General features: G+C 35.7%; 10 protein-coding genes and 2 pseudogenes. 6 read left to right on the top strand and 6 right to left on the bottom strand.

Annotation, left to right across the window (positions count from 1 at the left end):
* On the bottom strand, positions 1-524 hold a 524-nt coding region (locus F6K27_RS15730; RefSeq protein WP_287300889.1), incomplete at its 3' end, for a YhjD/YihY/BrkB family envelope integrity protein.
* 1,361 nt (positions 525-1,885) lie between these two features.
* On the opposite strand from F6K27_RS15730, the gene F6K27_RS15725 reads away from it, so the two are divergent.
* Positions 1,886-2,509, top strand: coding sequence for a hypothetical protein (locus tag F6K27_RS15725; RefSeq protein WP_287275596.1), 624 nt, complete (start codon positions 1,886-1,888; stop codon positions 2,507-2,509).
* Positions 2,510-2,558: 49 nt separating this feature from the next.
* Here F6K27_RS15725 and thrC read toward each other — a convergent pair whose 3' ends face one another.
* On the bottom strand, positions 2,559-3,650 hold the full coding sequence (thrC, locus tag F6K27_RS15720; RefSeq protein WP_124154770.1) for a threonine synthase: 1,092 nt from the start codon (positions 3,648-3,650) through the stop codon (positions 2,559-2,561).
* Positions 3,651-4,402: 752 nt separating this feature from the next.
* Here thrC and F6K27_RS15715 point away from each other — a divergent pair.
* The 4 genes and pseudogenes from F6K27_RS15715 (at position 4,403) to F6K27_RS15700 (ending at position 7,715) form a co-directional block, all read left to right on the top strand.
* A complete protein-coding gene (locus F6K27_RS15715) occupies positions 4,403-4,624 on the top strand; it encodes a hypothetical protein (protein WP_124145658.1) in 222 nt (73 codons plus the stop codon).
* Between the two features lie 334 nt (positions 4,625-4,958).
* On the top strand, positions 4,959-6,014 hold the full coding sequence (locus tag F6K27_RS15710) for a fatty acid desaturase (protein ID WP_124145657.1): 1,056 nt from the start codon (positions 4,959-4,961) through the stop codon (positions 6,012-6,014).
* Positions 6,015-6,506: 492 nt separating this feature from the next.
* Positions 6,507-6,701, top strand: coding sequence for a hypothetical protein (locus tag F6K27_RS15705; RefSeq protein ID WP_240039004.1), 195 nt, complete (start codon positions 6,507-6,509; stop codon positions 6,699-6,701).
* Between the two features lie 291 nt (positions 6,702-6,992).
* Positions 6,993-7,715, top strand: a pseudogene (locus F6K27_RS15700) (ParA family protein).
* 447 nt (positions 7,716-8,162) lie between these two features.
* Here F6K27_RS15700 and F6K27_RS15695 read toward each other — a convergent pair.
* The 3 genes from F6K27_RS15695 to F6K27_RS15685 form a co-directional block, all read right to left on the bottom strand.
* Complete coding sequence (locus F6K27_RS15695; RefSeq protein WP_124145656.1) at positions 8,163-9,068, bottom strand: PD-(D/E)XK nuclease family protein; 906 nt, start codon at positions 9,066-9,068, stop codon at positions 8,163-8,165.
* A 130-nt stretch (positions 9,069-9,198) separates the two neighbouring features.
* Entirely contained in the window at positions 9,199-11,202 is a 2,004-nt protein-coding gene (locus F6K27_RS15690; protein WP_287275593.1) for an ATP-binding protein, read from the bottom strand.
* 237 nt (positions 11,203-11,439) lie between these two features.
* Positions 11,440-12,171, bottom strand: a complete 732-nt coding sequence (locus F6K27_RS15685; protein WP_240039003.1) for a hypothetical protein — start codon at positions 12,169-12,171, stop codon at positions 11,440-11,442.
* A gap of 964 nt (positions 12,172-13,135) precedes the next feature.
* On the opposite strand from F6K27_RS15685, the gene F6K27_RS15680 reads away from it, so the two are divergent.
* Positions 13,136-14,257 carry a ParB N-terminal domain-containing protein gene (locus F6K27_RS15680; RefSeq protein WP_287275590.1) on the top strand — a complete coding sequence of 374 codons (1,122 nt, stop codon included), beginning with the start codon at positions 13,136-13,138 and terminating at the stop codon, positions 14,255-14,257.
* Positions 14,258-15,077: 820 nt separating this feature from the next.
* On the opposite strand, the pseudogene F6K27_RS15675 reads toward F6K27_RS15680, so the two are convergent.
* A pseudogene (locus F6K27_RS15675) lies at positions 15,078-15,738 on the bottom strand (IS1 family transposase).
* Between the last annotated feature and the right edge of the window lie 101 nt (positions 15,739-15,839).

Here is a 15,839-nt window from a genome sequence, read left to right as displayed (position 1 = left end):
GCCATAGCAGAAGTCAGTACGCTAGAAAATATCCATATTGAGCCAATAAAACTGAAAGAAAATATTTCTTTGTTGCGGGTTTTCAGAATTTCATCAACAGCACTGCTAATTAAAAATCGCACTTGATTAGGTACTATATCTGTTAGTAAACTACCCATTTGTAATAGAGGCAATCGCAAAGATTCAAATAATCCAATTGCTGCAATTATTGTTAATAATCCGGGAAATAAAGCGAGCATAGCATTATAGGCCATCTCGGCTGATAAACCTGATAATCTGCTTTTGCCAGCACAAATACATACTTGTTTAATGGTATTAAAATTTAGATGAAGAAGGAACTGAAAAAAGCGAATAATTCGCTTCAGTATATGTTTGACGATCCTTTTTAATATCGTCAATATCATGCCATAGCCACGTTTAGCAATTGGAGTTAATAAGTTGAAAAATCGCTGCCTATTGGAGTGGTTTAAAACTTCTCGCAATGTGGCAGAATTAAAGTGACGTAAAAAATGGAGAAAGCTCATAGGGCTTTGAGGCAAAAAAGATTATCTGAGTTACTTTTAGTAGAGAATAATTTGTCAACTAACAAAAACTTAAAAACAACAATTATCAATTTATAAATTTCGGAATATGTACCAAAAAAAATTACTTTATTGAGGGCAAAAATTAAAACTAAATAGCAATATATTATAGAAAAAATTTGCTACAAGAAATAAAAAGGAAAGTTGTACAGAGGCAAAATTTTTCTAATCCAGGTATCAAAAATCTATAATTATATAAGGTATCATAGCAATTTGAACAAGTGATTTTACAAAAATATTTTTAGCAACTATTGATTTCAATGGTATCAGCTACTCCTTTAATGTAATGTAAAAGTAAAAAGTATGTTCCTATATTTATCTCTAGGAGCTTAAAATTAAGATATTTTGCTTAAGAATGATAGTTTGAGTAGAGTAAAGTAAAGTCAATTTATTTGCTTCTAAGGTCGAATATAAATTTGACCTTCGGTTTTTGTTAATTTCAATCACTATTTTGTTTTCCAATACCAATCATCTATGCTTTGAAACAACACACTAATATAGCTATAAGAATTTTCTAGGTCATGCTCCGCAAACAACTAGGATAAAAGCGATTACCTGTAAGATTTTGAAGTTTTAGAGCTGTCCTAAATTATGCTTCAACTGCTATAAATTTTATTTTCATCAGTACTTAGACAGTACAGCTATATATAGCGTATAAGTTGGTTATAATACCAGATATATCCAGTATAATTAGTGCTGTTGTGTAAGTCGTGTTCATATTAGTGGGACTTACACAAAATAGAAGTAGAAAATAGCCTCAAATATAGACAGGAAGAGGCTGTTACGTCAAAAGCCATAAATCCTTAATTACCAAGGGTTCTAGGCATTTTTAGAGCATTGACGTAATTTCCTTATCTAGACTGACACGAGCGCCATTTTTCGACCTAAAAATGTTTCAGTCCCATTAGTTGAACTAAAAGTTATATCATATCCGTTTAATTAGTGATAAAAAACTTTCTTCTTCTTCCCTCCTGACTCCTAACTCCTAACTCCTCCGTTATTATTTATAAGTATTCAACCGGACATGATATTAGTACTTCCCTGTTCCCTTTCAGTATCTACCGTCCTAAACTATACTTCTGTTGCTATAAGTTTAAAATTGGGTGCTAATGTATTTTAATGGTCGTGCATTATCCGGCAATGTTTGTTACGAGGCACGGCAGTGGGAGCCTGATCAATCCCTTGCCTGGTATTCCTTTTTGCTGTATACTTTCATGCTCCCCAGGACTACCTAAAATTGCAAAGGCAACTTTGCTAGGAAACATCACCCGATGAGATGAACATTCTATAATCTAAAATATGATATGACTCAGGACATAACCCCGTGGTTAAATGAAATTAAAGCTCTTCAAGAGAAAATAGTAAAACTTCAAACAGAATTAAATGCAGCTCAGGATAGTGCTTCTAAGTGGTGCCAACTCTATAATACTGAAGCTCAACAACGACGAACTGAAACTCAACTGGCTCAAGAAACTATTCAGACTTTAAAAGCCCAGGCTCAGAAATTACAAGGCTTTCCATCTGTTGAAGGAAGTATAGATGAAAGTGTAACGACTATTGAACAGCAAATCGAAAATTTACAAACTTTGGCTGAACTTAAGGCCAAAATTATTGAAGTTGTCCAAGAACGAGACCGTGCTTTTGCACAAGTCCAAAAATTAAGTGAAGCACTCCAACAAGAGCAAGTCAATCATACAAATACTCGTACAAGTTTAACAAATGCTTTGGCAGATGCAGTAGATATTCTGGCCAAAGCAAAAGCAAACAAACAACAAAAATCGGAAATTACTCCTGATATTCAGCCAACAACAGAAGCCAATATTCAAGCTCAAAATCAAATCCAACTAAAGGAAAGCTTCTCTCCCAATGCTGCTCAGTTGCCGCCCAATGAAAGGCCATTGCCCCGCTTACCCAGTCGTAAAGATTAGAGAGAAAAGCTCAAAAGTAGAACCAAAAATATTTTCCTTTTTCCTTCCTTTAAAACCCCATAACTTCCGCTACTGCCTCTATATTTGGCTCTATTCCCTGCCGAAACTGATTATTGCTATGTTTAATCGCCACATCTGGGTCTTTGAGACCATGACCAGTAAGTACACAAACTACTTTTGCTCCTCTGGGAACTTGGTCTTTGACTTTCAATAAACCCGCAACAGAAGCAGCACTAGCAGGCTCGCAAAAAATTCCTTCATTGGACGCCAATAAACGATAAGCCTCTAATATTTCTTCATCGGTAACCGCTGTAAAACTTCCTTGACTAGCTTGTTGAGCTGCTACAGCTTTTTCCCAACTAGCAGGATTGCCAATTCTAATGGCGCTGGCCACTGTTTCCGGTTGGACTACAGGATGACCTTGAACAATGGGTGCCGCCCCTGCTGCCTGAAAACCCATCATTTGCGGAAGGCGATCGCATTTTCCGATTTGATGGTATTGACAAAATCCCATCCAATATGCTGTGATATTTCCGGCATTTCCCACAGGAATACATAACCAATCTGGGGCATCCCCCAAAGTGTCCACTACCTCAAAAGCTCCTGTTTTTTGGCCTTCTAGGCGATAGGGATTAACTGAGTTAACTAAAGTGACAGGATATTTAGCGGCCACATCTCGGACAATTTCTAAGGCTTGGTCAAAATTTCCCTTGATGGCTAAGACTTCTGCACCATACAATAAGGCTTGGGCTAATTTTCCTAATGCAACATAACCATCTGGGATTATGACAAATGCTCGCATCCCACCTCGTCTAGCATAAGCAGCAGCGGCAGCTGAGGTATTGCCTGTGCTAGCACAGATTACTGCTTTTGCCCCTTCTTCTTTGGCTTTGGATATAGCTAAAGTCATGCCCCTATCTTTGAAACTACCTGTGGGGTTAAGGCCATCATATTTGATAAAGACTTCTACTTGGCCGCCTATTTGATGGGCGATCGTCGGCACAGGTATGAGAGGAGTATTACCTTCTTGCAATGTGATTACAGGAGTTTCTTCTGTCACTGGTAGATAGGATCTATATGCCTCTATCAAACCAGGCCAGCCTTGTAATTTTGACTGAGAAAAGGGCCGTGTTAAGGTCATTTTTAAGTTTTGAATTTTTTACTGTAAAGTTTAGTTTTTTTACCTTAGGCCAAAGCTATAAATAACTTTTTGGTCAATTTTTAGTAAGGTTGACACTCCACTGGATAAATCCGCGTGGATTCGTGATTAGGAGTTTTCTATCGGGATAAATCCGCGATTTTCACATTGCTCGTAACGGCCACATTGCCATTACCGTACCATAGTACGCATACAGCAGCAGCTCACAAGGCGGTGCCAATCGCCACTACCCTCTCCGGTCATTCGACCATTGAGACTACTTTTAAAGTTGTTGGTTGATTCACTCGCTTTGAGGTACAAGGTGCTGACTAACGGCTGGAAACAGAGTGCTGGCTAGCACTGGGCTACCTTTTCGGTTAACCACCCTTTAACTGAAGCGTCCATTAGCTAACGATGCTCTCACCATGGTTCAAAGGTCATTGTGTCTTTATACCTTGATTATCGCATATTTTGACTACGCTTTATTACCCGTCGCGTTGTTTCCATCGAGCCGTTAAACTGGCACTTTTCCCACTTACCGAATTTTTACAATGAAAACTTTATCAAATCTATGGTTAAGAAAGATACTAAACCTTACTAATCTTATTGTATTATCCAAATGTTTAGTGTTGGATATGGTACTCCAACTTTTTAATGCCGGAAGTTAAATAGTTTAATTTGTTGTAACTTATCTTAATATTCCGGTTACAATAGAAAAATAAGTGAAGTAAGTATAAATGGCTAGTAAATTACTGATGTCTAACAGTATATCCAATTTGTCCAGTGCATCTGTTTCTGTAGATACTTCTAAAAGGGTAAATGTTTCAGGGGTATCAAGCAATCAAAACTACACTCAAGAAAAGATGAAATCTTTGTATCAAACAGATCAACAAGTTAAGTTGCTCCATCTTGAGGCAGAAGTAGAAACTTTATTGTTGGAATTGCGGACTATAAAAGAACGAAACTTAGAAAATTAGTCTCAGAGGTTGAAAAATAATTCAATCAATAAAAATCGTGAATAAATAAATGATTGCTCAACTTGATGAATAAAAAATCAGATAGTAGTAGTAACCAAATCAATTAATTGACTTTGATAATGACAAGATTATGATGTAACAAGAAAGGTTTTACTACAGTGTTATTGTGTACAAAATTGACTAAGATTCACTAAGTTCTAGTATGTCTTAAAAATTTCTGTTAACTACTTTCTGTGGTCAAAACTGCCAGCAAAGTATTTGCGCTGGCGTTTTTTTTCGGAATCATAAATCTACTACATAACCACAAAAAAAATACGGAGAACTCAAATAATTTATGACAGTATCAATTGCAGAATCTACTCATGGAAATTCTGAGATTAGAAACGAGCAACTACAACTTAAAGATATTGTAAAAACTCTACCTCGTGAAGTTTTTCTCAAAGATAAATGGAAAACATGGACAATGGTAGCAGTCAATATTTTTATGGTTGTATTAGGTTACTGGGGACTAACAATTACACCTTGGTTTTTATTGCCCCTACTTTGGGTTTTCACTGGCACAGCATTGACTGGTTTTTTTGTTATTGGCCATGACTGCGGTCATCGTTCTTTTGCTAACCGTCGCTGGGTCAACGACCTGGTTGGTCACTTAGTGTTTTTGCCTTTAATTTATCCCTTTCATGGCTGGCGAATAGGCCATAATTATCACCACAAACATACGAATAAAATGGGGGAAGATAATGCTTGGCAACCTTGGTATCCAGAAGATTATGGGAATGCAGGTAGCTTGATGCAGTCAGTGTATCAGTTTATGCGTGGAAGATTTTGGTGGTTAGGATCTGTTGCTCACTGGGCGGTTGTCCATTTTGATTGGAGAAAATTTGAAGCTAAAGATAGGGAAGATGTCAAGTTTTCTGCGTTGGTAGTTTTCGGGTTTAGCGCGATCGCCTTTCCTCTGCTTATCGCTACAGTTGGCCTGTGGGGTCTGGTCAAGTTTTGGTTAATGCCTTGGTTGGTTTACCATTTCTGGATGAGTACATTTACTATTGTTCACCATACAGTACCAGAAATTCCTTTTACTCCTGTAGAAGAGTGGAATGAAGCGGAGGCTCAATTATTTGGTACAGTACATTGTGATTATCCCCGGTGGGTAGAGTTTCTTTGCCATGATATTAATGTGCATATTCCCCATCATGTCTCTACAGGAATTCCTTCATATAATCTCAGGAAAGCACATCAATTTTTGAAGGATCAATGGGGAGATAAACTTTATGAAACTAAGTTTTCTTGGTCTTTAATGAAGGAGATAACAGAGAAATGTCATCTGTATGATAAAACTAAGTTTTACCTAACTTTTAAAGAGTATGATGCTCAGAAAGTTTCCCAGTAATTTTAGTCAGGAAAGCGGTCAGCTATCAGCTATTAGCTATCAGCTTCTCAAGGTTTTTAATAGGGATTCAAACCCCATTAACACATACCACTAATTTTTCATTTATCAATTTTTATATAATCCGGCATTTTGACCGGATTTTTTTTATAGGGTATCTTGATACTCAACGGGAGCAAGATGCTCTTAGAAAAATAACCCCAAGCAGAATAAAATTAATTGATAATACCACTTTTATAAATTGGTATAAAACTGTAAAAATACTGAAAAAAAAGTAATACAACTGAATCAAATTGTCAAGATTGACATCAATTAATCCGTTGGATAGGATCGGATAAATTAATCAAGGAAAAAATTCAAAATTAAGGAATAATCACCTTGAGTTTTAATCCAGACTTATGTCGCAATGAAAGCGAAGTAGAAAGTAAACTAATTGTTAGTTATCTACTGCCAAAATTAGGATACGGTATCGAACATTGACATCAAGAACTAACTTTGGGTAGTATCCGTTTAGACTTTTTATCATTTGCTGTCCAGAAGTTACCTTTTCGTTTAGATGGAGATTCTCCATTGAGTTTAGTTATGGAGGCAAAACATCCGAGAGAAAATTTAGACCGCCATCAACGAAAACTGAGGCATTATTTAACAAGTATAAATGTAAAATATGGGTTGTTAACTAATGCTAAATAAATTAGGATTTATCAAAGAGACAGAAATAAGATTGAGTTAATTTTTAGTTGTTTGGGAATTGAAATTGATGACAAAATAGAAGAAATTAAAAAAATAGTAGGTCGAGACTATTTGCGTCAAAAAGAGAGTTGTAATATACCAGAAACTCCGGTAGAAAAAGCAGGTGTAAGTGAGGCGATCGCTACTCAATCTGAGACAAAAGAAATTGTTAGCAATATTCCCGAAAATCAGGAAAACTTAGTAAACATTGAAACAGAGTCTAATCCAATTAATCAAGGTAGGAGAAATTCTATGAAAGTAATTGCTGTCTATCACAATAAAGGTGGAGTTGGAAAAACGACAACAGTGGTTAATTTAGCTGCCGCTTTGAGTAAAAAAGGTTATCAAGTTATTGTTATTGATTTAGATAGTCAGGCGAATACAACTTTTGCGACAGGTCTAATTAAATTTGATGATGAACAATTTGATGATATCAAAGACTCTTATATTTATCATGTGTTGAGATACGATGAATATTCTAGTATTCCAGAAGTAGCTAGAGCTTCTAGGTTTAATAATCCAGAAGTAGATGTAATTCCTTCTCATATAAATTTAATGGATCTTGAAGGTGAGTTAAACGGTCTGAGAAGTACTCAAACTGCGCTAATAAAAAAACTAAAATTTGTCTAATAAAAATATGATATTGCCCTGATAGATACACCACCTTCTTTGAATTTGTATGCCTTTGTTCCCCTAGTTAGTGCTAACTATTTAATCATTCCTTCAGACTTAAAACCATTTGCTAATCAAGGTTTATCTAATGTTAAAAATTATCTTCAGCGAGATGTTAACCGTTTTAGACAAATGATGAATAAACCAGACATAGAAATATTAGGTGTACTGCCTTGTAAAATTAACCCTAACAATAGATTTGTACAATATACATTACCAAAACAGATTCAAGCAGTTTCTCAACGTTACGAGCTTAATGTTATGGAAACAGTCTGGAGAAAACTTAACTTGGGAAAATCTTAAACAACAAACTAAAAAGGGAATTGGTTTCGGGAAAACAACCTACGAAAAACTCAGAAAAATAGCATATATACCAGAATAGAAAGTAGCGATCGCATTCCCTCACACCAAAAATACCAAGTATCCGTAGGTTGGGTTGAGTGCGACTCGTTGGGTCAAAGAAGCCATGACTGCAACATGACCCTTTAACCAAAAGGTTAAAAACTCATACCCTATGCAGGTTCAATTCCTCCCCTCTCAGCTAGGGAGTGACTTCGCAGCTCAGGTTTAATGGGTTAACAACCATTACTCGAGGGTGCATGGGCTAAAAGCGGATAAGCCTGAAGGACTAAGGACGATACTGCCAGAGAAGTAAGTCTTGGTGAAGAACATGAATCCTGTCAAACGTTTCCTACAGAATGCTGCGCAAACGCTAACACTTCGTTCTACCCAACCTACTTTTGATAACTCCTACCAATCCCTATCAAAAAAACTCTGACACTTTTCCCTCTGAGGACAAATATCGCATAAATACTCATGCTCCGTTGCTGGAGGTGGGTCTGGTTGAGACTCCTCCCACCTTAACCACACCCGCATCTCCTGTAACTTAGCAGGAATTAAACTCTCCACCATATTCTCAAGTTTTTCCCATGAATAATGATACTCTCCAAACTCAGGCAAAACCCAATAAACAACCGCATTAACAGGCACTTTTTTCTTTTGCTTCAGTAGAAAACTATACAAAGCAACCGCCATTAACTGAGACGATACTTCTACAGTTTCATAAGTCTGATAATTAACCACACATAAACGACGATACTCAAAATCAAAAATTAAATTATTAACTTTTCCTGTTAACTTTTGATTCTCACCATCTGGTATTTTAAAAGTATAATCTAGTAGTATTTCCCTTGTAATTAATGTGCGACGAACTACAATACTTTCATGGCAGTAACGCCGATTTTTAACAATAATTTTAGATATATTTAAAATTAGTTTAATTAAGACCTGCCAACTTTGATAGAGTGCTGTTGCTAGACTAGAATCCTTTGTAATTATTGTGTCTAAATAAGGAAAGAAAATCAACTCATAAAATAATTGTTGTATTTGATTAGCGATCACTTCTACCATCAATTCCTCAAACTTCCCCTTAAACAAAGCTTGAATCCTAGATTCTTCTCTAATCATATTAATCAACTGATTAGCTAAGTCGAGAAAAGCACTATCAATTTCCTGGATATAATCTTTTGGCAAAAATATATGGTCGCCCCCAAAACGTTGTTTGAGATAAAATAAACGCGGGCACTCAAAAGCAACTTTAACATTGGTAACACTGAATGGGGGAGACTGTAGTTGAGGTTTATTAGTTATTGGCATTGACAAACTATCCTGATTTTCCAGGTTTTTAAGCAGTTAAGATCACTAAAAAAATTTCAAAAACTATCAGTTTGATCTACTAAATATTGATTTTAATTTATCGTTCCTAACTTTAATTAAATGTTCGTTATTAAATAGGAATAAAACAAACTAGTTTTCGATCTAATTTTGATGTAGGAGTAATATTTTTGATTTTCTGTTCTCCTTCAAGTTCCTCAATAATTGTATAAATTTTTGACTGCTCTATGTTAATAAATTTATTTAGTGTATTTTCAATTATGTTTTTGCGCTCCATAAAACATTCTGTTTTAATTAAATTTACCACAAAATCCTTCACCTCATCTAAATCTGATAAATCTGAATCGCTTTGTTGTTCTTGATTATCTGTTGAGTCAACTACAGATAAATCTCGTAATAGACTACAACTGTTTAAAATCTGTGATTCACAAATTATTTCTTCTAACTCTTTGAGACTAATAATCTTACCTTCAATCATTAATTCATTAGCTAGAGCAGCATTCACCAAACTATGATATGTAGCCAAAAAATATACAGATTTCAGGTTGGGCTGAATATGACAATTTTTCAACCTACCCTTAAAAATTTTTCTATATATTCTATTGCTCATATTTTTGGCATTTCCAACCTCAGCAGCTCTCACTAGATATAAAGTTTGGCATAAACTTTTATCTGCCACTTTCTGGCAAGCATTCATAGTATTATAAAAACTATTCATATTTTTATCTTCTGTCCAAACAACACCGATAATTCCCTCTTTATTTTGTTGTTGATAGCTCAAAGAATGACTAGCATATTTACCGCTTAATAATTTAGTTTTTACCTCTTTACATTCTACAGCAATTAATACTTCTTGTAGCATTCTAATCAATTCTTGTGCTGCAAAATCGGTAATTTTATTAATTTTTTTCTGAGTTTTTTGATATTTATCTTGCCAAATTAATTTAAAAGTTTCTAATTTTGTTTCTGGTGTTAATTTTTGGACATTTCCTGACTCATATAATAATTTGTTTTTGTATCGATCGTATTCCTTACGTCCCAATTCCAATATATTACGAGGCAGAGTTTTACCTCTAGAAAACTTCTGTTCTAATATTTCTGTTGACAAAGGAAATATAGGTGATTTAGGCTTTGGTTTTGCTAGAGAATGCAAAGGGCTCAAACGAGCTGCCAATATTGCTTTTCCCTGTTCTAAAGTAATTGGTTTAAGATGAAAATATCCAGCATTTACTCTAGTTTTATCTGCAGGTTGAATCCATTCATAATTTTGTTTCCATGTACTCGTAATAATACTAATAATTATCAGAAAATTTTGTGGACAATGAGTATGAATACTAGAATTGACATTAAATAATGCTTGTAAATCTAACGAGCCATCCAATAACCGAGGAATATTATCAAGATTATCAAAACATAAAATAATCGGTTGAGATGCAGCCGAAATAATTCCCAAATTCGTCATAATTTTCTGAGCAGAATCTTCAGAATCTATACTACTTTTAATTCCCAAAGATTTTAAATCATCTTCGTCCAAATTGTCCCCCCGTAACCACTCACAAGCAATCGATATGTAATTTGAATTTAACAGATGATAAAAGGCGCTGAAAAAATCATTAGGATTATAAATTCCAGAAGAATAAATACCTTTGAGATTTCTAATAAATACTTTTCTTTCACCAATAATTTTTTGGAATAAACTACTATTTTGTGAATCTAGTAGACCTTTTAACCATAGTAACAACTGAGAATCTGTTTGACCCTCTGGAGTTTTCATCAGAGAGTCTACTGTTTGACGCAAAATATGACGCCAAATGTAATCACTATCAGGCCAAGGATCAATATAAACGAAAAAAGCTTTTGTGTTGAATAATTTTTTGATTCTTCCTAAAAGATAACTTTTACCAGAACCAGAGTCACCAGTCAGTATCAAAGTTCGGGGACGATTTTCCTGGGCAACCTGCTCTAGCACTGTTTCTATATCAGAGATAATATTTTGATGGATAGAATCGACATTCCAGTTAGGATTTTGTTGCTCTTGCCAAAAATTAATAGTATAAAGAGTTACTTGATCGAAAGGATTGGTTTCTCTTTGAATAATCTGATCTATAGATGTCATACTATAAACTGGTAATATTTTTTGGACTGGTTAGAGAATTACGATAGCAGATATAGGAAAATTGGTGTTGCTGAAGCGCGTGTATGATATTAATCTTAATGATTTAGGAGTCAGGAGTCAGGAGGGAAGAAAGAGTAGTAGAAGGAGAAGGTTTTTTGTTCACGCTCTTATCCATTAGCGTAGCTCCCCCGGAGGGGACACAGGATATTATACCTCAAATCACCAACACCGGAAAATTTAGTAGGGAATTATAAAAAACAAACTTCCACCAATATCTTGAGGTATACCTGCTTCAAATTGTTCTGGAGTGTAGGAGCTTACTTCTTGTAAGGAGCTTAATTCTATCTGGTCACTTTTTTCTAGACGGTAAAGTGCTAGATCTAGTTCTTCTCTAGATAAAGGAGGTTGTAATTTGTGTCGCAGATGAAAAATGGGTAGATAGTTATTTGTGCCTAGATTTTGGTCTAAATCTCGAATCACAGCTAAAATCTCAGAGTCAGTGGGTTGATCAGGCATCTTGGAAAACTGCTGTTTTTCTTGTTTAGGGAAGTAAAGCGAACAGTTAGTACGCATTAAATCAAGATAGTCGCTTAACATTTTTAAGGATATCTCTTTTGCAGTGCTGCGAGAAGAATATTCTTGGCACAAAAATTGCTTTCCTTTTTCTGTCAACCAAACATCTTTGATTTTTTGATCTATAACTTTAATCAAACCTTGCTGTAGTAAGTCTGTGATAACAGCTTTCCTATAGCTAGTATCAAGACCAGTCTCCGCTGGAGAAATAGCAGCTTTAGCAGTTGCTTTGAGCACTTTCAATTCTTCGGTGGTAAGTAAGTTAACAGCTTTTTTATTATTTAGGAGTGATTTTCCTTGAGGTGCTATATTAATTTTTGTAACTTCTCCAGTAAATTTTACCAACCCTCGATCGCAAAGTCTGGAGCAAATTTCATTTTTCTCAGAGACCTTCATTTCAGACTCTAGTTGAATTTTAGTAAAAGATACTTGATAATTTTTATAGCTCAGTAATTTTAATAGAAATTTTAAATCCTTAACATCCATGCGATCGTCTGTTCCTCACTTGCAAAAATCAACCAATTAATATTATTATTAATCAGATAGGTACACCTTGACTATTTTTTGCAAAAAAGTTAAAAAATAACTACAGATATTTGGATGGAGTAATGCGATCGCTCCCTGATATGGCCATAAAATCTACTGCCATAAGCTAATTTAATTCAGAGTAATTGAAGCAGAGCGCCATTCCTACAATCCTAACTGGGTAATACCTAGTCAAAATTGTAGTCTTAAAGTGATAACTGCAACAAAAGGTAGTATAGCAAGGAACGAGTTGGTCAGGACTTATGTTAATGATGAACCGTAAGACAGAGAAATACTTTTCCCATGCGTCTGTCGCACCCCGCGGGGTCACACCGCTTTTCCCTGCTATAAGTGTTAACTGAGTTCATAGCAAAAAATCAATTGCTACTAAGATGATAAATTATTTGTCTTCCATAGTCAATGAAAGTATGCTAAAGTAACTTTGTGAAAGTAAAATCTGGGTAAGAAAAAAAATAAACTAAGGCATAGCAAAAACCAACAAGTTCAAAAAGTAATGTTGGAGATCGTACTTACTTATAGCTGTATGAATTTCTAGCCTGAGAATTAATTATAATTTCCCAGATTATGCAATAATCATAAGTCCTGTTTGGCAGCACTAAGCAGTTTGCTCACCTCCCGACACTTAATCCTATTTTATCAAACTGTGATGAAATTATGGTTTTTCCAATAGCTGTAATAGCTGGAAATCTTGAATTTATCATCAAAAGTGATAAATGAGGAGCCACAAAAAAAATGTAACCGGGAGAATGCTATCTAGGCAGTATTAGCCCAAAACCTTTATTTGATTTTAGGAACCAAGGAAAGTTGAAAGCAAATGGTTTCATCAACGAAGCGAAAAAATCGACAAGAAGATTTACCAGTACAACCAGTAAGTTTGGAATTGACTCCCATATCCCAAATCACTGTACCAGACTCTCAGGTAAGAGATATTCCTGCTGAAAGACATGAAGCTCTAGTTAAGAGTCTTTCTGAACAAGGCAGTAACTTAATCCCATTAATTGTGAGATTGACAGATCATGACGATTCCGAGCAGCAATACGAAATAGTTCGTGGTGCTGATTGGTATCAAGTTGCAAAAGAAGCTGAAATCAAGGAACTATGGGCCTGGATTTATGAAATGACAGATGAACAAGCAAAGATAGCTGTGGCAGAGATAGAGCAGTTAACTCAACCACCTGTTGTAGAAACACCAGACTTTGAGCATCTAATGCAACAACTTGAGGTATCATTCGATAAAAAAGTAGATTCTCTCACAAAAAAAATCGATCAATCTATCAAGAAAAATGAGGAGGTACTCAAAAAACAAGTAAAATCTTTGCAGGTTCGAGGGACGGATGTTGTTCAAATTGAACAGCTCAAAAATTTGATTACAAATCTAGAAAATTCAGTTAACGATAAGGTAGAAAAATTGGCAAGAAAAATCACAAGCTCAACAACAAATAAAACAACCTCTAATTCTTTATCAGGAGTGAATGTGGACTTATTATCAAAACAACTTGACGATCTCGATAAACAAATAGAGAAAAAACTGGAAGGAATTGTCAAAACAATTAATCAGTTCTCCCAGTTAGTTCAAGATATTGAAGATGACTTAAAAACTCAAGTATCTGCGGTTCGGCGTCAATTACAAACAATACCAGAAGCCACTTCTAGCGAAGAAGTTGCAACTAAAGCTGAGACACCGCGTAAGACAACAACCAAGAGTAAACCAAGTTCTACATCATCAAGGTCTAAGTCGAGTACAACAAAAACTACTGCTAGAAAGACTAAAGCTCAAGCTGCTGCAGAGCCAGAAGTTCCCATTGATGATTATGATACCAAATCACTCAGACAACTGAAGAAAATTGCCCAAGAGCGGAAACTTCGTGGCTATGCGCGTATGAAACGTCCTGAAATTCTCAAAGCTCTCCGAGAAGCTGACGCTGCTGCTAGTTAGGATGAGTGTAATCCGAGTATCAGTAGTGTAACATAGCGCAGGCAGTTAGCCTGCGTCAAAAATTCAGTCAAAAGTTGCTCATCACAATAGGCACTGCCTCCTAATATAATTGTTAAATTTACGGAGAGTTTCAATCACCGTTTTGAACATCTGTTAAAGAGACCAAGAGTAACTTTTGACTATATTGCTATGACTAATAAGGAAGAAGGAAAAATCTTATGTTGCCTGAGTTTTAAGCTTTTGATCTTTCCTAAGCTTTCCTTCGACTGCTATAAATTTATATTTATCTTTTGTGTGGCGGGTTTACAGCGCTTTTCATTTAAGTAGACCACAGTAAGGACGTTCTGGAACGTCCCTAAAGGATTTTGATTGTGACGATGTGGTTGATCAATATGAAAACCGCTGTAATATAGAATCCGGTTATATAATATATGCTTATAATTCTATAATTAGTTCAATCTCCCCTACTCCCCTACTCCCCACCCCCAAATATATGATAAGTATTCAACCGGATTTGATATAACAGGACTTGGGCAAAAAAAATGGCCTGTATCATTGCCAAGCCAATATTGAGTAATCATCATCTTGTAGGAAAATTGATTGAGTGGCGATCGCTAAAAAGGCGTTGGTAAATTCAAAGATAAATCAGGCAGGAACAGTTACATCTCCAAACTTGAGATAATAGAGTTGTCGCTAAATAAAGGGAAAAAATCACTCTAACCTAGACAGAGCAATAATTCCCAGCATTTTTGCCATCCAATAGCTACAATCCTTACAAAACAAGGTTTTTGGGATTTTTTTAAGTTATAAAGCGACAACTCTAATGAATTAAAAGTCTGATGGAATGCTTCAGCATCTCTACAGAGCAAGGAGTAGCACAATGTTTTCTGGTGCAGTCGAGCGGGGGTAGTGCCGTAAACGAGTATTTTCTCCTTCCACCCTCCTCATTTAGGTCTTACTGATAATTTGGTCTTGCTCAGGAATAAAGACTTTATCAACAGGATTCCCATCACTGACCCAGAAATAGCATTGCCAACAAGCGTTAGCAATCGCTTGCCAGAGCCAAATAAAAGTTTCAGAACTACGGTTTCCGATGACCCAACCGACAATCCCTGGCCGAAAGTGGTCTATCACTGTCCAAATCCAAACTTGATTTTTTTTTGAGACAAAAGTTTGTAACTCATCCAATTCTCCAACTTCTGGGATTACTTCTGAGTCATAAATATCAGGTAAAAGTTTTCCTACCTGTCTGACCCAATTAATAATTGTGCCATGGGCAACCCCAGTAACTCAGCTAATCCCCTGGAACCCCATACCATTGACATAAATTTCTCTTCATAAAGCTTTGGTATCCAGGCTATATCCAGGTTTGTTATAGACTTCTATAAACTGGCGACCACATCTAACAATAGATAATTTTGCTTGTCTCCTCGATGACCATTTTTGCGGATATGTTTACTAGCACACTCTGGGCATTGCATAGGCTAACTTTAGCTCCAGCACTATCTACATATTCCATTTGGCCCTACCCATCCTATGAGTAGATTGCTCAGTTCATCTTTCCATTTACCAACGCCACTAA

It is taken from the genome of Okeania sp. SIO2F5 (assembly GCF_010692685.1).
GTDB lineage: Bacteria > Cyanobacteriota > Cyanobacteriia > Cyanobacteriales > Microcoleaceae > Okeania > Okeania hirsuta.
This window is presented reverse-complemented; position numbering and strand designations above follow the sequence as displayed.